Below are 21,817 nucleotides of genomic sequence, written 5' to 3'. Positions count from 1 at the left end.
CATGACCGGTGAGCAGGTGCGGGCGCCAGGGGATCGGACGCCGCTGGTGCGGGTGGTCGAAACCGGACCGCTCTCTGAGGTTTTCGAAGTGGGAGCTCCCCCGCCTGCTCTGGCGGCCCGCGGAATCACGAAGTCATACGGGTCGGTTGTGGCCTGTGATGCCGTTGATCTGTCGGCACGAACAGGTGAGATCCACGGACTGCTCGGTGAGAACGGTGCAGGCAAGTCGACCTTGATGAAGGTGCTGCTCGGGCTCGTACAACCGGACGACGGAACGATCATGCGCAGCGGCAAGCGGGTCGAGATCGGGTCACCATACGACGCCCTGCAACTGGGAATCGGCATGGTGCATCAGCACTTCAGCCTCATCGATGCCCTGACCGTCTGGGAGAACACTGTTTTGGGCGAGCGCGGTGCGATTGACCGTGATCGGGCGTGCAGTGAGGTCGAAGCGGTCTCGCGCCGATATGGTCTCCCGATCGATCCGTTGGCGGTGGTCGGAGAGATGTCCGCCGGGCAGCGTCAGCGGGTCGAGATCGTCAAGTGTCTGCGCCGGGACCCGCAGATCCTGATTCTGGACGAACCGACATCGGTGCTCACGGCGGCCGAGTCGGCTGAGTTGTTCGAGGTGCTACGCACGGTGGTCTCCACCGAGAACCGTGCCGTGGTCCTGATCAGTCACAAGTTGGCGGAGATCTCGGCCGCCACCGACCGGGTGACCGTGCTGCGCAAGGGTCGGGTGGTCTTCCGTGCCGCCACATCCGACACGACCCCGCAGATCTTGGCGAGGCAGATGGTGGGCCGGGACGTCTCGCTCGACCACTCGGCCCCCGCACTCGGGGTCGCACTCGATGGCGTTGCCACCCGATCTCTCGGGGTCGATGCCCCCGATGTCGAGGAAATCGATTCGGAGCCTGCGGCTTTGGAACTCGATGGCGTGACGATGAAGAATGCCGACGGTCGGGCCGTGCTCGACGGTGTGTCGCTGCAACTTCGCAGGGGAGAGATCGTCGGGCTCTACGGCGTCGAGGGCAACGGTCAGGCAGAGCTCGGTGACGTGCTCTGTGGACTGGTTCCCTCTGTGGGAGGCGAACTCAAGGTGGCCGGACGCACGGTCTCGATGTCGAAGCCGGGCGCGCTGCGCAAAGCCGGAGTCGGTGTCATCCCCGAGGACCGGCACCGTTGCGGCGTGGTACTCGATCTCAGCGTTGCCGACAATCTCGTGTTCAAGGACCTTGACACGCTATCGAAACGAGGCTGGTTGCGACGCAGGGAGATTCGGAAGCGTGCCGAGGAACTGGTTGCCCGTCACCGGATCTCGACCCCGTCGATCGACACGCCGGTTCGCAACCTCTCCGGTGGCAACCAGCAACGGGTGGTGCTGGCGCGTGAACTGGCGGCAGGTCCCACCGTGCTCGTGGCGGCACAGCCGACACACGGGCTCGACATCGGCGCGATCGAGGACATGTACATGCATTTGCGTAAAGCCGCAGAACAGGGGGTCGCGGTGTTGCTGATCAGTACAGAACTCGAAGAGGTCACCGCGCTGTGTTCCCGGATCGCGGTGATCTCCGATGGTCGGATCGTCGGCGTGATCCGCACACCCGACGCCACTGCCGAGCGGCTCGGAATGCTTTTGGGTGGTGAGGAGGCAGCATGAGTACCACGTCGATTCTGGACAAGGAGCCCGCGCCGCCACCGCCGCCGAGTCCCCGGCCGCCTTCGGAGTTTCTCCGACGCGCGGTGATACGGATCGCGCCGGGGCCTGGTGCGTTTGCGCAGGCGTGGCTGACAATCCTCGCGCTCGCTGTGGCGCTACTGCTGTCGACCATCCTGGTGGCGGCGACCGGCGGCTCGCCGAGTGCGGTGGCGGTTGCCCTGTTCAAGGGCAGCATGTCCGATGCCGCATCGTGGTCGCAAACACTTCTCGCGGCGGCTCCACTGCTGATCGTGGCAGTGGGCGCCTGCGTCTGTAACCGGGCGGGCGCCTTCAACATCGGTCAGGAAGGGCAGGTTCTGATCGGCGCCCTGATGGCGATGTTCATCGGGCTCCGCATGTCCGGTCCGCCGATACTGGTGATCACCGTGAGCATCGTGGTCGGCGCGATCTTCGGTGGGCTGTGGGCCGGGGTCAGTTCTCTCCTGCATCGCATCCGTGGTGTGAACATCGTCGTCAGCACGTTGTTGATGTCGTTCATCGCGGTCCAGGTCGTCAGTTACATGGTCAGTGTTCCGTGGCTGTTGCAGGAACCGAAAGCCGACGCCTCTAGCACAGCCGCCAACCAATCGGCGCTGTTGCCCAAGGACTATCGGTTGCCTTCTATCGGGCAGTATCCCGATCTGAGCGTCAATGCCGGACTGATCATCGGCCTTGTGCTCACCGTGATCATCGCGGTGGTACTGGCCCGCAGCCGATGGGGTTTCACCATGGGCATCGTCGGTCTGAACCCGTTGACCGCACAGCATGCTGGCGTACGGGTGGCCCTCGTAGGCGCGGTGGCTCTGATGATCTCCGGCGCCTGCGCCGGACTCGCAGGCGCGGTTGTGGTCGAGAGCTCGGTTTTCCGGCTCCAGCCCGCGGTGGCCAACAACATCGGCTGGGATGGCATGCTCATCGCACTGATCGCCCGAAACCGGCCGATGGTCGCGATTCCGGTCGCAATCGTGTTCGGCGCCTTGCGAACGGGGTCGGCGTTCCTGTCGGCGACCGGCGTGCCCATCTATCTGGTGAACGTCGTCCAGTCACTGCTGGTGCTGGCATGTGTCATCGCCCCGGCACTGTCGTTCGCCAGTGACAAACTGTCGAAGAAAGCGCAGCAAGTGTCATGAGTCCAGACGACATCGGAATCATCCTGTCCAGCGCGATGCGGCTCACCGCACCACTGGCATTCGCCGCCTGCGGCGAGTACCTGGCGGAACGAGCAGGTACCCAGAACATCTCGGTCGAATCGATGATGTTGGCAGGCGCCTTCTCGTCCATCGCGATCGCCAGTGAAACGGGCAGCGCGACCACCGGTTTGATCGGTGGTGCGATCATCGGCATGATCGTCGGTCTGATCCACGGCAACCTGTCACATCGCCTGAACGTCAACACCTTTGTTGTGGGCCTGGTGCTCAACACGCTTGTCCTCGGCCTGACCACGTACCTGATCTCACTGGCCGACTTCTCCAATCATCAGGTGTCACTGATGAGTATTCCGATACTGCGGGACATACCGGTGATCGGGCAGGCGTTGTTTGTCGAACGCTGGCCGATGTATCTGTTGGTGGCTCTGATCCCACTGACCTGGTGGTTGGTCGAACGTAGTCGCTGGGGCCTCAATCTGCGCGCCATCGGCGACAACCCGCAGGCCGCCGACGCGACCGGTCTGGACGTGAACAAGCTGCGTAGGCAGGCATTGCTGTGGTGTGGGCTCTGCTCGGGCCTGGGTGGTGCGTATCTGGCCGTCGGCGAAGTCGGTTCGTTCAACGCGAACATGACCGGAGGCCGCGGCTTCATCGTTCTTGCCGCCGTCATCTTCGGTGCGTGGCGGTTGCGCCGCACGCTGCTCGGATGCCTGCTCTTCGGACTTGCCGATGCGCTCCGGCTCGCACTGCCCGCCTTGGGATTCGAGCTCAACTCGCAGATGTTGATCGCGGCACCGTATGTGCTCGCGCTGGTCGCGATGGTGGTGATCAGCGGGGCGCTACGAGAACCGAGAGCGCTGGGCAAACCATTCGTTCGAGGCATCGTCTAGATGTAGGGGTCGGCCCTTGACGGGGCCGGCCCCGGCCCGTATCTGATGCGAATCAACCGATTGTAAGGCGACCAACGCGAATGTTGGCCCTGGCAGCGGTGATTCGACGCGGGCCAACGACCCCTGACGTCACTCAACGAGGAGTATCACGCAGTGCATCATGATTCATGAGATGGGCCGATTCATGAGATGGACCCAGGACGGCCCGACATGACCCATACGGAAGAGCAGGCGTTCGTTCCGGTGCCCGGCGACCGCCCAGCCCGCCGATACCGGTGGGTCGTCCTGGCTGCGGGCGTCTTCGCCCAGGCGTCTGCGGCCTCGGTGCTGCAGGGTATGCCCAGTCTGTCGCCGATTCTGCGTTCCCGGTTCTCGTTGTCGCTGACCGAACTCGGGTTCGTGTTGGCTGCCAGCACGATCGGGTTGCTGCTGTTCCTCGTGCCCTGGGGCCTGCTCGCCGACCGGATCGGTGAGCGTCGGGTGATGACGGTCGGTCTCTTTCTCAGTGCCGCGGCCCTGGTCTGTGCCGCCGTGTCGACAACGGTGTTGGCATTGATGGCGGCGATGGTTCTCGCGGGCGCCGCCTGCGCGAGCGTGAACGCTGCCAGTGGGCGTGCCGTCATCCTGTGGTTCCCGCGCTCCGAGCGTGGTCTGGCGATGGGGGCGCGGCAGACGGCGATCCCACTCGGTGCGGCAGTGGCATCGCTGACTTTGCCTGCCGTCGCGGGGATGTGGGGGCTCACCGGTGCTTTGCTGGTCGCGGCGGGAGCCTGTGGTGCAGGCGCAATCGTGGTGTGGGTGTTCGTCCGCGATCCGGGTGGGCCCGTCGAAGCGCCCTCCGGCGCAGACGGATCCGAGATCCGCACCGGCAATCGCCGTGCCGTCGTGCAGTTGTGTCTGGTCTCTTTCCTCCTCGTTGTGCCCCAACTCACGGTCGTCGGGTTCCTGGTCGTCTACCTGGTCGACGGGCATGCCATGTCGGCGGTGGCTGCCGCCGGACTGCTGGCGCTCGTTCAGCTCGGTGGTGGCGCGGCTCGTATCGGACTCGGGGTCCTCTCGGACCGGCGAGGTGTCCGCATCGCCCCCTTGCAGTACGTCGCGGTGATGACCAGTGTGCTGTTCGCACTCGCGGTTGTCGGCGAACTCGTCGGTGGAGTGGTCGCGGTGATCGTGCTGGTCTGTGCGGGATTTGCGGCGATCAGTTGGAATGGGCTCGCATTCACGGCGATCGGGGAGCTGGCCGATCCGAAGAAGATCGGTCTGATCCTGGGTGTTCAGAACACGGCCGTCGCGCTCGGGATGGCCATCACGCCCCCGTTGATGGGCGTGGTCGTCGAGGCGACGTCGTGGCCGCTGGCCTTCGGTATCCTCGCCGCGATTGCGGGGGTTGCGGCCGCGTTGTTGCACCGGATCAGGACCGGCGGCCGGACCGGCAGGTTACGGCCGTGAAACATGCTCGTAAACCTCGCTTTCCGGCTCTCCGGGCGAATTGACAAGGCATCAAGGGCTTGATCGAATATCTCGTAGTGCGAGACGATGTCTCGCACTGAACAACCACAACGAAATGTGAGTGCACCATGACCACTACGCTGCCCGCAGCGGATGCTGGACGTCTGGACGTCGGGAACTCGTTGATCGCGCAGGATTGGGATGCGCTGACCTTCAAAGTTCACCGCGGCGCCTACCGAGAAAATGCCGTCTTCAATCGGGAACGTAACGAGATCTGGGGCCGTACCTGGCTCTATCTGGGCCACGAAACCGAGATCCCGGTCGCCGGGGACTTCAAGACCCGAACACTCGGCGGCCGCCCCCTGATCTTTGTCAGGGACTCGAACGGTGTTGTGCAGGCGTACCTCAATGCGTGCCCCCACCGCGGAACCATCCTCTGCCGGGAAGCCGAAGGGCGCACCAAGAACTTTCAATGCTTCTATCACGCCTGGACTTTCCGCAATTCCGGTGAACTCGCGGCCCTGCCGGACAGTGACGCCTATCCGGAGGCAAGCGAGTTCGTCGATTCGCTCTCGCTGCGCCGGGTCCCGCGTCTGGACATCCACGAGGGTTTTGTCTTCGTGGCCTTCGACGAGGGCGTCCCGCCGCTGCTCGAACATCTCGGTCCGGCTGCGGATTACATGACCATGACCGCTTCGATCGGTAAAGAAGGGATGACCACCCTTCCCGGCGTGCAGAAGTACAGCGTGCGCGGCAACTGGAAGCTCGCTGTCGAAAATGCCATGGATGGCTATCATTTCGCGCCGACGCACAACACCTTTGTCGGCTATCTGAGGGAGACGGGCTTCGCCGTCACCGACCACGACCAGTACGCCCATGATCTCGGACAAGGCCACGGACTGCTCATCCTGACCGGCCACAACGGCCGTATCGGCATGATCTGGGAACCGCGCTTCGGTGAACCGGAGAAGACCCGTATCGAGAGCAAGCGCGCGGAGATGGCGGAGCGCCTCGGTGCCGAGCGTGCGGACGACGTGGCGAATGCCTCACGAATCCTGTTCGTATTCCCCAATCTTCTGCTCTTCGACCTCGAATCCCTGACCATTCGGCAGCTCGAGCCGGTGGAGCCGGGAGTGACCGATGTCCGCGCCTGGCAGTTCGTCGAGAATGGCGAGCCTGCGGATGTACGGGCGTTGCGGCTCAAGACGATGGCGAGTTTCGTCGGACCGGGCGGACTGGCGACACCGGATGACATCGAAGCGTATGAAGCGGTCCAGCGTGGAGTATCCGCCACTGCCGGCTTCGATTCGGTGGACCTGGACTGGAGTGACATGTCCCGCGGTATGGGAGACGACCTCACCGGCCCGCGGGGACGATCGATCGACGAAGGTGCGATGCGCAGCTTCTGGAGGCACTGGAGTAAGCGCGTAGGCGAGATCGACGGCGTCAGCGGAAAGGTCGGATGATGACTACTGCAATCGAATTGGATGTGTCCACCGGAAGTGACCGGGCGGTCTCCCGTGCCGAGGTCGAAGAGTTCTTCTACGACGAGGCGGCACTGCTCGATGACTGGAAGCTCGAAGAATGGTTGACGCGGTTCGTCCCCGGGGCGTCGATGTTCGTACCCACGACCGACGCGCGCGGTCTGGGCCCCGAGGAGGCGGGCTACTTTGTGGCCGATGACTGGGATCTGCTGAACGCGCGGGTCAAACGCCTCAAGAGCCGAAAAGCGCACGCCGAGAACCCGCATTCGCGAACAACCCGCTTGGTGAGCAATGTCCGGATCCTCGGGCGTGACGGAGCCTGCTTGCAGGTGAGCGCCAATTTCGTGATCCACCGTTTCCGCGATGGGGGCGCGTTTTACTACGTCGGTCGCTACGATCACCAACTACTCGTGACCGACGATGGTCTCGCGTTCACGTTGCGGCGCGCCACGCTGACGAACGAGGCGATGGACCCCGGTGCACGACTGAGCTTCATCCTCTGAGGGGTTGTGTCCCCTGAGGGCCTGCACTGACGAGAACCCCTGATGACGGCGAGTTGTGGTGAACGTGACCACAACTCGCCGTCGTCGTTCTTTGGGGTTGCAGATCTAGCTGTCGGAAGAGTGTCCCGGCGTCACGGACAGGTTCGCGTCGACCAGCGGCGCGAGATTGTTCACCGCGGCCGCCGCTTCACCGAAACCGACACTCATCAAACGTGTCTTGCTCGGGTACTCGCTGATGTCCCCGGCTGCGAAGACCCGGGGGATCGACGTCTGCATGTCGCGCCCGACGACGATGCGACGCTTGTCCTGTTCGAGGCCCCAGGAATCAAGTGGGCCGAGATCGGCGATGAAGCCCAGGGCCGCGACAATCGAGTTGGCAGGCAGGGCAACGGTTTCTGAGCTCTTCGCGTGCCGGACCGTCACCTCGGCAACGTCGTCCTCGCCGGTGACGGCCGCGACTTCATACGGCGTCATGACCGTGACCGTCGACTGCGCGAGCAGAGCGATACTGCGTTCGTGTGCGCGGAACACCGGCCTGCGGTGCACGAGGGTCACCGACGCCGCGATCTTCTCGAGCCCCAGTGCCCAGTCGAGGGCAGAGTCGCCGCCGCCGACGATGACGACGTCGTGGCCGGCGAGGTCATTCAGACGTGGGACGAAGTAGCGCAGGCCGCGGCCCTCGTAGTCGGAACCCACCGGCAACTGGCGAGGTTCGAAACTTCCGACACCTCCGGTGATGAGAACGGCTTTCGCGTGCACGGTGGTCCCGGCGTCGGTGGTGACCGAGACACCGTCGGGATGGGTCTCGAGTTTCGCTGCGGTCTGGCCGAGGAGCAGGATCGGTTCACTCTGCAGTGCCTGTGTGTACAGGGAATCGATCAGTTCCTGCCCTTTGACAGCGGGGAAGCCGGCGATGTCGAAAATCTGTTTCTCCGGGTACAGGGCCGCAACTTGTCCACCCACCTGCGGGAGCGAGTCCATCAACGCGACGGACATCCCCCGAAAACCGGCGTAGTACGTCCCGTAGAGACCGGCCGGTCCGGCCCCGATGACCAACAGGTCCACCGTGACCGGCGTTGGTGTCGTGGATGTCATTCGGTGGCCTCCCACGCGGCGATCGTCGGATGATCCTTGCCGATGACCCCGACCTTTCTGGCACCACCGGGTGATCCGATGTTCGCGAAGAACTGTTCGTTGATGCCGATGAACACGGTTCGATCTTCGGGTACGTCCTCCTCGTGGAAGATCGAGATCACCGGGCAGACCGGTTCGCAGCGACCGCAATCGACGCATTCGTCGGGGTGGATGTACATCATCCGATCGCCCTCGTAGATGCAATCGACGGGGCATTCCTCCATGCACGACTTGTCTGTCTCGTCGATGCACGGGCTGGTGATGACGTACGCCATGGCGCTCCTGTCCTATCCGTCTCTGTATGCAAGCTAGTGACTCGCAATATGAGACAGAATCCTGGCTGGATCAAGGTCTTGTCAACGCGAACTGCACCTGATCGATGTCTCTTCATGAAGACTTAACACTGTTGCCCGGAGTCCAAACTCTCTCGTATCGCAAGATGGTGTTTCACATTGACGCGAGGACGCAGGCAATTTAGTCTTCTCTTCAGGCTGTGGGGCCGAGAATCGGCCGTCCGCGATCAGGCCAGTTCGTCCGCGAAAGAAGATCTGAGGAGTACGCCATGGGTGCGACCGTGAACCTGCTGGACGGCAACATGATTCCGGCCGTCGGCTACGGGGTCTATCAGGTGGCCGATGACGCCGCCGAGGAGGCGCTCACGCACGCAATCGGGTGTGGCTATCGCAGTGTCGACACCGCGGCGATGTACGGAAACGAGGCCGGGGTCGGCCGGGCCGTTCGGGCATCACCGGTTCCGCGATCCGAACTCTTCGTGACCACGAAGTTGTGGAACGACGATCAGGGCTACGACACCACGATGAGAGCCTTCGAGAAGTCGCTGGCCACTTTGGGTCTCGACTATGTCGACATATACCTGATTCATTGGCCGCTGGCGAAGGAGGGCAAGTTCGTCGATACGTTTCGGGCCTTCCAGAAGCTGAAGGCCGACGGGGTGATCCGTTCGATCGGAGTCTCCAACTTCACCCGCGCGCATCTCGAGGAACTGATCGAGGGAACCGGTGAGGTCCCCGTCGTCAACCAGATCGAGTTGCACCCGAGACTTGCCCAGAACGAACTACGCGAGTTCCATGCATCGCTCGGAATCGTCACCGAAGCCTGGGGGCCGCTGGGGCAGGGAAGTACCCTCGCCATCCCGGAGATCGTGGATATCGCTGCAGCCCAGTCGAAGACGCCGGCCCAAGTGGTCCTTCGCTGGCATCTGCAGCGCGATACGGTGGTGATCCCGAAATCGTCGGCACCCGACCGTATCGAGTCGAACTTCGGCGTATTCGATTTCGAGCTCACCGACGACCAGATGGCGCAGATCGATGGGCTCAACACCGGCGACCGGCTCGGCGCCGATCCGGACATCATGTGGTGAAGGAAAGCGTCCGGAACCACTCCTGACCCGCATCCACCCGAAATCTATTGTGCGGGAGCGGCCTGCAGTCCTGGCATCACGTAGCGCCGGAAGTAACGCCTCACCGCGGCTTGGTCGTCGGGGTCCAGGCTGGGACTGGGAACCGTTGTCAGATTGATGAGCACCCGGGCCACCCACTCGGAGGCCTCGGCGATGTCGGTCTGCGGATGGATGTCGCCGCGGTCGCGGGCAGCGATCACATAGTCCTGCCAGAACGCCGCGAGGTCGGGCACCAGACCTTGGACTCCGATACCCGCGCAGGCAGCAAACTCCTCGGGTTCACTCATGCGAAGTTTCATCATCAGCGCCCCCGGCGAATCGTAGGCGCTGCGGCCGTGGGCGACACCCGCAGCCATTTGGGCGTCGAACTGGTCAAATCCGGCCAGTCTCTGGTGCGCATCTGCCCAGAATGCATCGTTGAGTCGCACGATCGTGGCACCGAGCAGCGCCGACTTGTCCGAAAAGTGCCGGTACAGCCACGCCCGCGACACGCCTGCGGTCTCGGCGACCTCCAGCACGGTGGTCGCCCGAATGCCCTTGGCCGCGAGACATACTTCGGCGGCGTCGAGGAGTCGATCGTGAACGCTGCGGGCATCGATGGAATCTGTCACGGGGCAAACATAGCAAAACTGGTAGACACATTCTCCGATCTGTGTACTCTCGGGTCAACAGATTGCAGAATGTGTCAACTAGATGCTTCAGGAGCTCTCATGCAGGGTCCGACCACGGCTGTCATCGGCGCCGGTATCAGTGGATTGACAGCCGGAAAGATTTTGAACGACTACGGCATTCCGTACACGTGTTTCGAGGTCTCGGATCGGGTCGGCGGCAACTGGGCGTTCAAGAATCCCAACGGGTACAGCAGCGCCTACCGTTCACTGCACATCGACACCTCCAAACATCGTCTGTCGTTCAAGGACTTCCCGATGCCGGAGGACTATCCCGACTTTCCGCATCACTCCCAGATCAAGTCGTATCTGGATGCCTACGCCGACGCGTTCGACCTCAAGGACAACATCGAGTTCCAGAACGGGGTGACCCACGCCCGCAGGCTCGACGGCGGAGGCTGGGAGTTGCAGACCCAGGCAGGCGAGACCCGAAGGTTCGACCTGCTCGTGGTGGGCAACGGACATCATTGGGATGCGCGCCGCGCCGATTTCCCGGGAACCTTCAGTGGCGAGTCGATCCATGCGCATCACTACATCGACCCGCAGGATCCGTTGCCCCTGACCGGCAAGCGGATACTCGTTGTCGGACTGGGCAACAGCGCGGCCGACATCGCTGTGGAACTGTCGTCCAAGACATTGCGCAACGAGGTGACACTGTCGACGCGATCGGGCGCCTGGATCGTCCCGAAGTACATAGCAGGCAAACCTGCGGACAAGTACTACCAGACCACGCCTTATCTGCCCCTGTCCTGGCAGCGCAAGCTGGTCCAGATGGGCCACCCGATGCTGTCGGGTCGGCCGGAGAACTACGGACTGCCCACGCCCAATCACAAACTGTTCGAGGCACATCCGACGCAGTCGGTGGAGCTGCCACTGCGACTGGGCTCGGGTGATGTGATTCCCAAGCCGAATGTTCGCGAACTCGACGGAGCCACCGTACATTTCGAGGACGGCACCAGCGGTGATTTCGATGTGATCGTGTATGCCACCGGGTACAACATCACCTTCCCGTTCTTCGACAAAGACTTCATCAGCGCGCCCGACAACCACATTCCGCTGTACAAGCGGATGTTCAAGCCGGGGATCGACGACCTGGTGTTCATCGGATTCGCGCAGTCGACCCCCACACTGTTCCCGTTCGTAGAATGCCAGTCCCGGCTACTCGGCGCCTATGCCGCAGGCAGATACCGGTTGCCGACGCCCGAGGTGATGGAGGAGGTGATCGTGAGCGACCAACAGAAGTACACCGGTCACATGCTCGATCGCCCGCGGCACACCCAGCAGGTCGACTACTTCATCTACGAGCACGACATGCGGACCAAGGAGCTGCCGGATGGTCTGGCCCGGGCTGCCGACCTCGGTGCGCCCCGTTGGGCGGTGTCCGCATGACCGCGCAGACGGTAACCCCCGGCACCGGCAGTTCGGATTCCGGGCATTACCTGACCCGGACGTTTTACAGCGGCGGGGTCGAATGTGATGCCTGGTACTTCCGGGCAGGCACCGACGCTCTCAAGGGTCCCGCCGGTACCCCGATTGTGGTGATGGCGCACGGGCTCGGTGGGACAAAGGATTCCGGCCTGGAACCGTTCGCCACAGCGCTGGCCGCAAGTGGCCTCGATGTGTTCGCCTTCGACTACCGTGGGTTCGGGTCTTCGGGTGGCCACATTCGGCAGACGGTGTCGATCGAGGGTCAGCTCGAGGATTACCGTGCCGCCATCTCGGCTGTGAAGGCGATTGAGGGCGTCGACCCGAACAGGATTGTGTTGTGGGGTGTTTCGTTGTCGGGAGGGCATGTCCTCTCCGTGGGAGCCGGGCGCGACGACCTGGCCGCGATCATCTCGATGACGCCGTTGGTCAACGGTCTTGCGGCGGGACGGCTGGCGTTTGCGAACCTGCCGGTGTCGGCGATCGCCCGATCGACCGCGCTGGGATTGCGGAGCCGGGTTCGCAAGGCCGCCGGTCGGACACCGAAGATGATGCCGATCGTCGCCGAGCCGGGTGAGGTCGGCGCCATGACGCTGCCGGGCTATCGACAGGACTACCTCGCGATCGCTGGTCCGACCTGGCAGAACACGATCGATGCGGCGATCGGTCCGGAGATCGGTGGCTATCGGCCAGACCGGGATGCCGGCGACATCGGATGCCCGGTCCTGATGCAGATCGCCGATTTCGATCGGAGTGCGCCGACGCATCCGGCGGCCAACGCCGCAGTGAAGGCCCGAGCCGAAGTGCGCCACTATCCTTGCGATCACTTCGGAATCTATTCCGGGCAGCCTTGGTTCGAAGCCGCTGCGCGCCACCAGATCAAGTTCTTGGCAAGGCATCTCGGCAGGCAGTCGCCCGGGGTATGACGGTACGGCGGTCCCCGCAGACCGAACGCCTCGTCGACGTGGTCGAAATGCTCAGTGATCCACCGGGCCGGCGCTGCAGTCTCACCGACATCGCAGCACTCCTCGGGCTCGACAAGGCCACCGTCTATCCGATGCTCACCGAGCTCACACGGGTCGGATGGGTGGTCAAACATCCGAGCAGCAAGGCCTATCGGCTGGGTCCGGCGCTGGTGCGCATCGGTGAAGCGGCCGGGCGCAGTATCGCTGAACTGGCGCCGACCTCACGCGCGATCGCAGAGCTCGTCGAGATGACCGGCCAATCATGTTGTGCTGTAGTACCTTCCGGTGACGACCTGTTGATAGCAGGTGTTCAAGATGCCGGGCAGGTCAATGGAGGTGGGCTGAATCTGCGATCAGGTGACCGGATCACCTTTCGGCCCCCGCTGGGTTCGGTTCTGGTTGCGTGGTCGGATGACCTGGCCATCGCCGACTGGCTTGACCGGAGTCCGGTGCAGGCACAGCACGATCAACGCCTTACCGACCGTCTTGCCGCGGTGCGCGCCCGGCGTTTTGCGGTCGAGCAATACCCGATGGATGCGGGGCGCATTCATGACCTGGCCTCGGCTGCGACGGGTTCCGGTGTTCGGGGTTCGCGACGTACCGCCGCGTTTGTGGAAGGTCAACAACAGAATCTGGATGCCGATGTGCTGGTGGGTGCCATCGACGAGAGCGCCTGGTATCACCCGTTGTCGGTGAATGCGCCGATCTTCGATGCCGGAGGTGAGGTGGTCGGGGCGCTCTGTGTACTGGGTTGTTCTGCACCGATGGCCGGTGCCGAACTGAACAGGCGGGGCGCGCTCGTCAGTTCGGTTGCCGACGACGTGACCGGCCAGCTGGGCGGTTCGGTTCCCTGGGATTGATGTTCACAAACCCATTGCAGCAACATGTTTGAGCAGATCTGGATAGCGTTTGGTGTGGGCGCCGCCGTTGATGTCGAAGGCCGAACCGGTGATCCAGGATGCCTCGTCGGACAGCAGGTATGCAACCATCGCGGCAATCTCTTCGGGTTTGCCACTTCGCCCGAGTGGGGTGTTCTCGATGTAGTCCTCGGTCATCCCCGGGACCAGGGACAGTCCGGCGACCAGTGGTGTGTCGACCAGGCCGGGGGAAATCGCGTTGACCCGGATGCCGCGCTCGCCCAGTTCGAGGGCGGCAACCTGGGTCAGCATCAGTGCCGCAGCCTTTGCCGCGCAGTAGGCGCCCAGGCCGGGCGCGGGTTGACGGCCGTTGAGTGAGGCGATGGTGACGATGGAACCGCCGTCGGCGATATGGCGTGCAGCATATTTGAACGTGAGGAACGTGCCGGTTTGGCAGACGGCGATGGTGGTGTTCCAATCGGCCAGGCTCAGGTCTGCCAGCGCGCCGGGGATGGTCAGGCCTGCACAATTGACCACCGAGGTCAGTTGGCCTTGGTTCGTGCTCACGGACTCGAACAACGCACACACCGAATCCTCGTCCGCGACATCGACGATGGCGGCCACTGCATCACCGCCGAGTTCGGCCGCGCGTTCGCGCGCGGCGTCGGCGTTGATGTCGGCGATCACCACCCGAAATCCTCTGGTGCTCAGTGCCTGTGCACTGGCCCACCCGATGCCGGAGGCGCCGCCGGTGATAATGGCAAGCGGGCTTGATTCCATGGTGCACTCCTAAGGCGTGATGATGACCTTTTGCTGGTCACTTGGATGGGATAGACCGGCGACAACCTCCTGGAGGTCGTCCAGGGTCGAGTAGCCGCTGATAAAGCCGTCGAGACGGAGGCTGCCATCAGCCAATGCTGCGGCGGCGGTGCGGAATTCGTCGGCGGTGTAGTAGCTGACAAAGCTCATGGTGACGTCTTTGACGATGGCGCCCAGTGGCATGAACGTGTCTGGTTCCATGCAGACCCCGGCAATGACGATCCGGCCGCGTGGCCCGGCCGCGTCGAGGCAGGTGGCGATCATTCCGGTCTTGCCAACGCATTCGACGACGAGATCGAAGCCCGTTCCGACATCCTCGCCTGCGGGGTCGAAGGCGTGGGCGGCACCGAGATCGAGTGCCGCCTGCCTCCGCTGTGCCACCGGATCGCAGACGGTGATGTCGGTGATTCCCTGCGCACGTGCCCAGATCACCACGGACAGTCCGACCGGTCCGGATCCGATTACCAACAGGCGGTCGCCGCTTCTGGCACCGCCCCGGTTCATCGCGTGCAGGCCGACGGCGAGTGGTTCGACCAGTGCGCCGGACCGCAGGTCGACGGCCGGATCGAGTGCCACGGTGCCGGATGCGGCCACGGTGACGTATTCGGCGAATCCGCCGGCCCGGATCCCGAGTCCGAGGGCCTGCGGTGTGGCGCATCGGGCCGGGTCGCCTGCCACACAGTGCTGACACGTACCGCATCCGATCACCGGCATCGACGCGACCGGGGTGCCTTCGGCCCATTGATCGGCGACGGCGGATCCGGCGCCGACAACCTCGCCTGCGAACTCATGTCCCATGATCGCGCCGTCGGGCAGCAGGGGATAGGTCTTGAGGTCCGAGCCGCAGACTCCGCAGCCGCGGACCCGGATCAACAGCTCATCGGGTGCGGGTTCCGGTTCGGCGACGTCGCGGACGACAAACCTTCCACCCTCGATGACGGCTGCGCGCATTGCTGCAGATTAGCCGGGAGCAGCCGGATGCGCCGACGAATGGCGCAATTGGCAGACGTTGTCGCCCAAACACTTTCGCCTCTGTTTGCACAGTGCAAATCCTTGCAGAGTTCGACGCGATCGATGAGACTTCCATCCATGTGCCCCGCAGATGCGAAGGTTTCCCCTGTTTCCACGGTGTCCACTGTGTCCACCCGCGACCTCGAGTTCACGGTCACCTCGTGGACGCCACCAACGGGGTCGGGTGACGTGGCGGTCCTGCTGCACGGATTCCCGGAGACGTCCGCGTCGTGGTCGGCGGTCTCGGAGCTACTCGCCGGCGCCGGGATCGCCTCGGTGGCCCCCGATCAGCGTGGCTACTCGCCGGGAGCGCGTCCCGGGTCGATCAGCGACTACCGGTTGCCGGAGTTGGTGGCCGACGTCATCGGACTCTGCGATGCCCTCGACCTGGCGAAGGTGCATCTGGTCGGACACGACTGGGGTGCGATTGTCGCCTGGGCGGTTGCCGCTGCGCATCCGGAACGGCTGCATACATTGACCGCCGTGTCGGTGCCGCATCCGGCGGCGTTTGCCTGGGCGCGCGAAAATGATCCGGACCAGCGGGAACGGTCGGGCTATATGGAGTATTTCGCCACGCCTGACGAGCCCGAGAAGGCGTTCCTGGCCGACGACTGCCTGGCCCTGCGGTTGGGGTACGGCGATGCCGTTCCGGCCGAGGCCGTCGAGCGGCACCTCGCGGTGTTGTCCGAGCCGGGTGCCCTGACCGCTGCGCTGAACTGGTATCGGGCCATGCCGCTCGACACCCATGACATCGGCGACGTCGCAATCCCGACGACGTTCATCTGGAGTACCGATGACATCGCGATCACCGCTGCCGGTCCGGCGCGTTGCGCACAACATGTGAGCGGGCCGTATCGGTACGTGGAGGTCGCAGGCGGCACCCACTGGATACCCGAAGAGTTTCCGCGGATTGTCGCCGACGCGATCATCGAGCAGGTCTGCTGATGCGGGTTCTGGCTTTTCTTCATAAACTAGAACCTGTTCTCATATGCTCGGTGACGTATGTAGCCAAGGAGGTAGCCGAACGTGACCGCAGTCCTCGAACCGATATCCCTCTATCGCAAGCTGGAAACTGAGCTGACCGGGCGAGATGGTCCGTTTGCGCTGGCAACGGCCACGGTCCGCGGGGAGTCCATGCTGGTCTATCGTGACGCTCCGGCGTCGCTCGACATGGTGTTCCGTGAGCTCGTCGAAACCTATTCCGACAACACCCTGCTGGTCTCCGATGGCGTCGAGTACACCTATCGAGAGGTTGCGGAGCAGGCCGGACGGCTGGCGGGCGCGCTCGTGGCCGACTATGGCGTCGGACCCGGGAGCCGGGTTGGCGTGTTGATGAAAAACCAACTGGCGTATGTGGTTTCGATCATGGCCATAGCCCGTTGCGGTGGCGCGGCGGTGCTGTTCAACAGCCGGGAGTCCGTCGCGGAGATCGGTCATGCGCTGGCCGATGCCAACTGCGTGGTCGTGATCGCCGATGACAGGCGAGCTTCGCTGGTGCGTTCGGCGGGCTCAGACGTGTCGCTGTTGGTGGTTGGCGACGAGCTGCCAGGCGGGCCCGCCCGCTCGTATGCCGATGTCCTGGGGGAGTCGTTCGCTCCGCCGGCGCCGGTCTCGGTCCACCCGGAATCGTTGTGTTTGATCCTGTTCACCTCGGGCACTTCTGGCCGGAGTAAAGGCGTTCTGCTGACGCAACGCAACATCTGCACGATGGTCATGAACCTGCGGATGATCAAAGAGGTCAATATCCTCACGAACGCCCACAAGTACGGGATGGAGCCCGATGCGCTGCGCGGGTTGATGCCGAGTCTGTCGGCGCTGCTGGTCTTTCCGCTGTTCCACACCTCTGGCCTGGTCTGCATCCTGACCTCGATGACCTCCGGTGGGTTCGTGGTGATCCAGAATCGGTGGAATGTGGAAACCGCGATCGGATTGATCGCCAAGCACAAGCTGGCGATGCTGGCGGGCCCGCCGATGGTGATCACCGACCTCCTGGCCGCCAACCCGCCGCCAGAGGCCCTCGCAAGTCTGGTCAATGTGGCACCTGCCGGGCAGGCCACGTCACCTGACCTGGTGAATCGAATCAGTCAGGTACTCCCATCAGCTGGTCGGAGTGTTGGCTGGGGGATGACAGAGGCAGCCGGCAGTGTGTGCACCGCGGGTGGTGATCTGCTTGCCACATACCCGGACTCGTCCGGGCCGTTGAGTTCGGTGATGTCGGTGCGGGTTGTTGATGACACCGGAACGGTCTTGCCCGCAGGTGAGGTGGGTGAGCTGGAGATCCGCGGCCCGCTGGTGATGGCGGGATATCTCGACCGACCCACCGAGACGGCCGCGGCCTTCGATGGATCCTGGTATCGCAGTGGCGATCTGGGCTACCTCGACAACAACGGCCTGGTGTTCGTTGTCGACCGGAAGAAAGACATGGTGATCTCGGCGGGGGAGAACATCTACTGCGCCGAAGTCGAGCTGGCGTTGATGGCTTCCGACAAGTTCACCGAGGTCACGGTGTTCGGTGTTCCCGATGAGAGGCGTGGTGAGGTGGTGGTCGCCGCGGTTGCGACACGGGAGGGTGTGAACCTGACGGAGGCCGACGTTCAAGACATCGCGCGCGGCGCACTGGCCGACTACAAGGTGCCCGCAGCCGTGGTGTTCGACCTTGCGCCGTTTCCGCGTAGTGCCACCGGGAAGATCCTCAAACGAAAAGTGCGCGAGCAGTATTCGGGTTGAGGCCGGGTAGCGGGTTACGGTTGAGGTGTGGACCTCCTCCTGATCTCTGACACCCACATCCCCAAGCGGGCCCGCGACTTGCCGACACCGGTATGGGAGGCGGTGGAGCGCGCCGACGTGGTCATCCACGCAGGCGACTGGGTGAATGTGGCGTCATACGAAGCCCTCGCTGCGCGCTCGACGCGTCTGATCGCGTGCTGGGGCAACAACGACGGTGACGATCTGCGCGCTCGGATGCCCGAGCGCGCAGATGTTGTGCTTGGTGGCCTGCGGTTCACCGTCACCCACGAGACCGGGGCCGCGACGGGACGGGAGAAGCGGATGTCGGCGGCCTATCCGGATACCGACGTCCTGGTGTTCGGCCACAGTCACATCCCCTGGGACACCACATCCGACACCGGTCTGCGACTGCTGAATCCGGGGTCACCGACCGACCGCCGACGACAACCGCACTGCACGTACATGACCGCCACGATCGGCGACGATTCTGTGTTTCACGTGCAACTGCACCGATTGCCCCGACCAACCCAGAACAGACCCACCTAGACAGACCTGTCTAGAACAGGGGCTGACCTGGACTTCCGGCGTCGCGTCGCAGAACCCGCAGTGAGCCCTGCACGCCGACCTCGGTGAACTGGCCCGTCTTGAGCGCCTTCTCGTAGATCTCGAAGGGGGGTCGGCCACCGTCGGCGGGATCGGGGAATACATCGTGGATCAGCAGTGCTCCGCCGAGACGAACCCATGGTGCCCATCCGGCCAGGTCGTTTTGTGCGGCCTCGCTGCTGTGCCCGCCGTCGATGAACACAAAATCCGCCGGTCGGCCCCAAATGCGGGCTGCCGCTGTTGAGGTGGCCAGCAACCCGATGACGGTGTCTTCGAGTCCGGCATCCCACATCGTCCGGCGGAACCGGGCGGAGGTGTCCAGCGTGCCGGTGTGCGGGTCGACGAGGCTGATGTCGTGGTACTCCCAGCCCGCCTGGTGTTCTTCGGATCCGCGGTGGTGATCGATGGTGGTGATCACCGCACCGAGCGGTTGCGCCGCGGCACCGAGGAAGACGGTGGATTTACCGCAATAGGTGCCGATCTCGACGCCGATCCCCACAGCGTCTGGGGCTGACAGATACTGCTGCGCAACCCGATAGAGAGCGATCGCCTCGTCGATCGGCATGAAACCGGGCGCGTCTTTGGCCGCTTGGAGTTGGAGCTCACTGGGCTGGTCATCGTGCTTCTGTGGAACAGATGTCATACCGGTGATCCTATCGGCGTCCCCGCGTAGGGTTGGGCGATATGAAGGCTCAGATACTGAACGAAGAGACCGGTCCGAGCGGATTGACGTTGTCAGAGGTGCCTGATCCGGTACCGACCGACAACCAGCTGCTCATCGACGTGAAGTCCTGCGGGATCTGCTTTCCCGACCTCCTGATGAGTCAGGGCAAATACCAGCTCCGGATCCCGACCCCGTTCACACCCGGCACCGAGGTGGCCGGCGTGGTCGCCAAGGCGCCGGCGACGTCCCGATATTCCGTAGGCGACCGTGTTCAGGTGATGTCGGTGGTCGGTGGATTTGCCGAGCAGGTTGTCGCCACCGACGAGCAGTTGCTTCCGATTCCGCCGGAGCTGAGTTTCGACGAAGGCGCGGCGATGGGCATCAACCTTCAGACGGCCATCTTTGCGCTGAAGATCAGGGCCAATCTGCAGCCCGGTGAGACCGTCGGTGTGCTCGGCAGTGCCGGTGGCGTCGGCGTTGCGACCATTCAGGTGGCAAAAGCGATGGGCGCGAGAGTCATCGCGATCGTGCACCGCAAGGGTGCCGAAGAGTTGCTGCGAAGCGTCGGGGCCGACGAGGTTGTTCAGCTCGAAGAAGGCTGGGGCACAAAGATCAAGGAACTCACCGGAACCGGCGTTGATGTCCTGATCGACCCGGTCGGCGGCGAGGTGTTCGACGAGGCCCTGCGTCAGGTTGCCCCGGACGGCAGGTTTGTGGTGATCGGATTCGCGGCAGGGGGGATTCCGTCGGTGAAGCTGAACCGCGTGCTATTCCGCAACATTTCTGTGGTCGGTGCGGCGTGGGGTGAATACGTGCGAACCCATCCGGGACTGCCCGCACAGCTTCACGAAGACCTCACGGCCATGGTCGCCGCCGGTATGCGCCCGCCGGTCAATCGCACCTATGCGCTGGCCGATCTCCCGCAGGCCCTGGACGATCTGGCGAACGGAAAAGTCCTGGGCAAGGCGGTTGTCAAGATAGCCGAATGATCAGATCGAGAACCATGAGGAGTTGAGCCCATGTGCCGCAACATAACCGAGCTCCGAGGGCTGGAGCCTCCCGCAAGTGACGTCGAGATCGAAGCGGCGGCGCGACAATATGTGCGCAAGGTGAGCGGCGTACAAAAACCGTCGGCGGCGAATGTCGAAGCCTTCGAACTCGCCGTCGAACGGGTCACGGCAGCGACCATGGAATTGCTGCAAGCGCTGCCGCCACGACGGCAGCCGCCCAAGACGGTGCCACCGCTGCGGCGCCCCGAAGTGCAGGCGCGGATCGCGGCGCAGGCGGCTCGGCAGAGTTAACTGGAAAGAAGAGCTAGCGGTCGAGTTCGGAAGTTTCGAGACCGAACAGGCTTGCCGCGTTGTGGTGCAGGACTCCGCGTACCCAGTCGTCGCCCAGGCCGAGTCCGGTAACGGCTTCGAGGGCACTGGTGTAGGTATACGGAATATTCGGAAAGTCGCTGCCCCACAAGATGCGATCAGCCAGGTCTATCAGTTTGTGCCTCGATTCGACCGGGAACGGTGCGCCTTCCTCGGCGAATGCGGTGAACGCCATGGTCGTGTCGAGGTGGACGTTGCCGTAGGTGCCTGCGAGGTCCAGGAAATCGTTGTACTCGGGCATGCCCATATGGGCGATGATCAGTGGCAGCTGCGGAAAGCGTTGCAGTAGTTCGGCGATGGGCTCGGGGCCGGTATACGTCCCCGGTGCCGGTCCTGACCCGCAGTGGACCACCACGGGTACGGCAGCGTCGGAGATCGTGCCCCAGACATCGTCGAGTAGTGGGTCGACGGGACTGTAATCGCCGACCTGGATATGCGACTTGAACACTGCTGCACCGGATTCGATGGCATCGGCAACATACTTCGGCGCCGATACCTCCGGGTAGAACGTGGCCGTATGCAGACAGTCGGGTGTGCGGGCCGCAAAATCGGCGGCCCAACCGTTCAGCCAGACAGCCATGTCCGGTTTGTGTGGGTAGATCATCGACGTGAATGCACGGACGCCGAAGTCCCGCAGCGTCTCGATCCGTTGGTCTTCATCGGCGCGATAGGTGATCGGCCACTCACGGCCGACCAACGGGCCCACCGAATCGAAGTAGCCCCACACCTTGTCCATCACCGATTTCGGCATGAAGTGGGTGTGTACGTCGATGAGTCCAGGCAGATCGAGCTCCTGCCAGATCGACTGGACGGCTGACGCCTCTGCGACGGGAAGGCCTGCTACTTCACACACGACCTTCACGTTACCCATGGCGAGGCCGGGGTGGTGCTGCCGCCCAGCTCGTCCGGTCGATGGAGCGGACTTCGTCCGGCCAATGAAGCGGACTTCGTCCGGGCGGCAGCACCATATGC

The 21,817-nt window shown here is 63.5% G+C and carries 22 protein-coding genes; 15 read left to right on the top strand and 7 right to left on the bottom strand.

What is annotated here, in order from left to right; all coding sequences use genetic code 11:
- The first annotated feature begins 1 nt into the window (after position 1).
- The 6 genes from AC1TQG_RS03490 to AC1TQG_RS03465 all read left to right on the top strand — a co-directional run bounded on the left by AC1TQG_RS03490 (position 2) and on the right by AC1TQG_RS03465 (position 7,173).
- Positions 2-1,660, top strand: a complete 1,659-nt coding sequence (locus tag AC1TQG_RS03490) for an ABC transporter ATP-binding protein (RefSeq protein WP_482135544.1) — start codon at positions 2-4, stop codon at positions 1,658-1,660.
- A complete protein-coding gene (locus tag AC1TQG_RS03485) occupies positions 1,657-2,829 on the top strand; it encodes an ABC transporter permease (RefSeq protein ID WP_482135543.1) in 1,173 nt (390 codons plus the stop codon). Before AC1TQG_RS03490 ends, AC1TQG_RS03485 begins: the two co-directional genes overlap by 4 nt.
- The gene (locus AC1TQG_RS03480; protein WP_482135542.1) at positions 2,826-3,737 is read left to right on the top strand and encodes an ABC transporter permease; all 912 of its coding nucleotides are present in this window, start codon (positions 2,826-2,828) and stop codon (positions 3,735-3,737) included. The genes AC1TQG_RS03485 and AC1TQG_RS03480 overlap by 4 nt, the downstream gene beginning before the upstream one ends.
- A gap of 210 nt (positions 3,738-3,947) precedes the next feature.
- On the top strand, positions 3,948-5,186 hold the full coding sequence (locus tag AC1TQG_RS03475; RefSeq protein ID WP_482135541.1) for an MFS transporter: 1,239 nt from the start codon (positions 3,948-3,950) through the stop codon (positions 5,184-5,186).
- A 128-nt stretch (positions 5,187-5,314) separates the two neighbouring features.
- The gene (locus AC1TQG_RS03470) at positions 5,315-6,652 is read left to right on the top strand and encodes an aromatic ring-hydroxylating oxygenase subunit alpha (RefSeq protein ID WP_482135540.1); all 1,338 of its coding nucleotides are present in this window, start codon (positions 5,315-5,317) and stop codon (positions 6,650-6,652) included.
- A complete protein-coding gene (locus tag AC1TQG_RS03465; RefSeq protein ID WP_482135539.1) occupies positions 6,652-7,173 on the top strand; it encodes an aromatic-ring-hydroxylating dioxygenase subunit beta in 522 nt (173 codons plus the stop codon). The genes AC1TQG_RS03470 and AC1TQG_RS03465 overlap by 1 nt, the downstream gene beginning before the upstream one ends.
- Positions 7,174-7,278: 105 nt before the next feature.
- On the opposite strand, the gene AC1TQG_RS03460 is transcribed toward AC1TQG_RS03465, so the two are convergent.
- Both AC1TQG_RS03460 and fdxA read right to left on the bottom strand, forming a co-directional pair.
- Positions 7,279-8,268, bottom strand: coding sequence for an NAD(P)/FAD-dependent oxidoreductase (locus AC1TQG_RS03460; protein WP_482135538.1), 990 nt, complete (start codon positions 8,266-8,268; stop codon positions 7,279-7,281).
- Positions 8,265-8,582 (bottom strand): ferredoxin, encoded by a 318-nt coding sequence (gene fdxA / locus AC1TQG_RS03455; protein ID WP_482135537.1) that lies wholly within the window; start codon positions 8,580-8,582, stop codon positions 8,265-8,267. The genes AC1TQG_RS03460 and fdxA overlap by 4 nt, the downstream gene beginning before the upstream one ends.
- Before the next feature lie 287 nt (positions 8,583-8,869).
- Between fdxA and AC1TQG_RS03450 the strand changes: the two genes are divergently transcribed.
- Complete coding sequence (locus tag AC1TQG_RS03450) at positions 8,870-9,688, top strand: aldo/keto reductase (RefSeq protein WP_482135536.1); 819 nt, start codon at positions 8,870-8,872, stop codon at positions 9,686-9,688.
- A 44-nt stretch (positions 9,689-9,732) separates the two neighbouring features.
- Here AC1TQG_RS03450 and AC1TQG_RS03445 read toward each other — a convergent pair whose 3' ends face one another.
- A complete protein-coding gene (locus tag AC1TQG_RS03445; protein WP_482135535.1) occupies positions 9,733-10,338 on the bottom strand; it encodes a TetR/AcrR family transcriptional regulator in 606 nt (201 codons plus the stop codon).
- A gap of 99 nt (positions 10,339-10,437) precedes the next feature.
- Between AC1TQG_RS03445 and AC1TQG_RS03440 the strand changes: the two genes are divergently transcribed.
- Genes AC1TQG_RS03440 through AC1TQG_RS03430 form a run of 3 tightly spaced genes read left to right on the top strand, consistent with a single transcriptional unit; the run spans position 10,438 to position 13,645 of the window.
- On the top strand, positions 10,438-11,784 hold the full coding sequence (locus AC1TQG_RS03440; protein ID WP_482135534.1) for a flavin-containing monooxygenase: 1,347 nt from the start codon (positions 10,438-10,440) through the stop codon (positions 11,782-11,784).
- On the top strand, positions 11,781-12,746 hold the full coding sequence (locus tag AC1TQG_RS03435) for an alpha/beta hydrolase (RefSeq protein ID WP_482135533.1): 966 nt from the start codon (positions 11,781-11,783) through the stop codon (positions 12,744-12,746). The genes AC1TQG_RS03440 and AC1TQG_RS03435 overlap by 4 nt, the downstream gene beginning before the upstream one ends.
- Entirely contained in the window at positions 12,743-13,645 is a 903-nt protein-coding gene (locus AC1TQG_RS03430; protein WP_482135532.1) for an IclR family transcriptional regulator, read from the top strand. Before AC1TQG_RS03435 ends, AC1TQG_RS03430 begins: the two co-directional genes overlap by 4 nt.
- 3 nt (positions 13,646-13,648) lie before the next feature.
- Here the strand turns inward: AC1TQG_RS03430 and AC1TQG_RS03425 are convergent, their stop codons facing one another.
- Both AC1TQG_RS03425 and AC1TQG_RS03420 read right to left on the bottom strand, forming a co-directional pair.
- Positions 13,649-14,422, bottom strand: a complete 774-nt coding sequence (locus tag AC1TQG_RS03425) for an SDR family NAD(P)-dependent oxidoreductase (RefSeq protein WP_482135531.1) — start codon at positions 14,420-14,422, stop codon at positions 13,649-13,651.
- 9 nt (positions 14,423-14,431) lie between these two features.
- Complete coding sequence (locus AC1TQG_RS03420; protein WP_482135530.1) at positions 14,432-15,412, bottom strand: zinc-dependent alcohol dehydrogenase; 981 nt, start codon at positions 15,410-15,412, stop codon at positions 14,432-14,434.
- Between the two features lie 186 nt (positions 15,413-15,598).
- On the opposite strand from AC1TQG_RS03420, the gene AC1TQG_RS03415 reads away from it, so the two are divergent.
- The 3 genes from AC1TQG_RS03415 (at position 15,599) to AC1TQG_RS03405 (ending at position 18,745) form a co-directional block, all read left to right on the top strand.
- Positions 15,599-16,417 (top strand): alpha/beta fold hydrolase, encoded by an 819-nt coding sequence (locus AC1TQG_RS03415; RefSeq protein ID WP_482135529.1) that lies wholly within the window; start codon positions 15,599-15,601, stop codon positions 16,415-16,417.
- 81 nt (positions 16,418-16,498) lie between these two features.
- Positions 16,499-18,199 carry a class I adenylate-forming enzyme family protein gene (locus AC1TQG_RS03410; protein WP_482135528.1) on the top strand — a complete coding sequence of 567 codons (1,701 nt, stop codon included), beginning with the start codon at positions 16,499-16,501 and terminating at the stop codon, positions 18,197-18,199.
- Positions 18,200-18,226: 27 nt separating this feature from the next.
- Positions 18,227-18,745, top strand: a complete 519-nt coding sequence (locus AC1TQG_RS03405) for a metallophosphoesterase family protein (RefSeq protein ID WP_482135527.1) — start codon at positions 18,227-18,229, stop codon at positions 18,743-18,745.
- 10 nt (positions 18,746-18,755) lie between these two features.
- On the opposite strand, the gene AC1TQG_RS03400 is transcribed toward AC1TQG_RS03405, so the two are convergent.
- Positions 18,756-19,445 (bottom strand): class I SAM-dependent methyltransferase, encoded by a 690-nt coding sequence (locus AC1TQG_RS03400; RefSeq protein WP_482135526.1) that lies wholly within the window; start codon positions 19,443-19,445, stop codon positions 18,756-18,758.
- 41 nt (positions 19,446-19,486) lie between these two features.
- On the opposite strand from AC1TQG_RS03400, the gene AC1TQG_RS03395 reads away from it, so the two are divergent.
- Both AC1TQG_RS03395 and AC1TQG_RS03390 read left to right on the top strand, forming a co-directional pair.
- On the top strand, positions 19,487-20,455 hold the full coding sequence (locus tag AC1TQG_RS03395) for an NADPH:quinone oxidoreductase family protein (protein WP_482135525.1): 969 nt from the start codon (positions 19,487-19,489) through the stop codon (positions 20,453-20,455).
- A gap of 30 nt (positions 20,456-20,485) precedes the next feature.
- On the top strand, positions 20,486-20,767 hold the full coding sequence (locus tag AC1TQG_RS03390; protein ID WP_482135524.1) for a DUF2277 domain-containing protein: 282 nt from the start codon (positions 20,486-20,488) through the stop codon (positions 20,765-20,767).
- A gap of 13 nt (positions 20,768-20,780) precedes the next feature.
- On the opposite strand, the gene AC1TQG_RS03385 is transcribed toward AC1TQG_RS03390, so the two are convergent.
- Positions 20,781-21,716 carry an amidohydrolase family protein gene (locus AC1TQG_RS03385; RefSeq protein WP_482135523.1) on the bottom strand — a complete coding sequence of 312 codons (936 nt, stop codon included), beginning with the start codon at positions 21,714-21,716 and terminating at the stop codon, positions 20,781-20,783.
- Positions 21,717-21,817 lie beyond the last annotated feature (101 nt).

The organism is Williamsia sp. Y844, from assembly GCF_056786475.1.
Note: the sequence above shows the minus strand (reverse complement) of the source record. Positions and strands in the feature narration are given on the sequence as shown.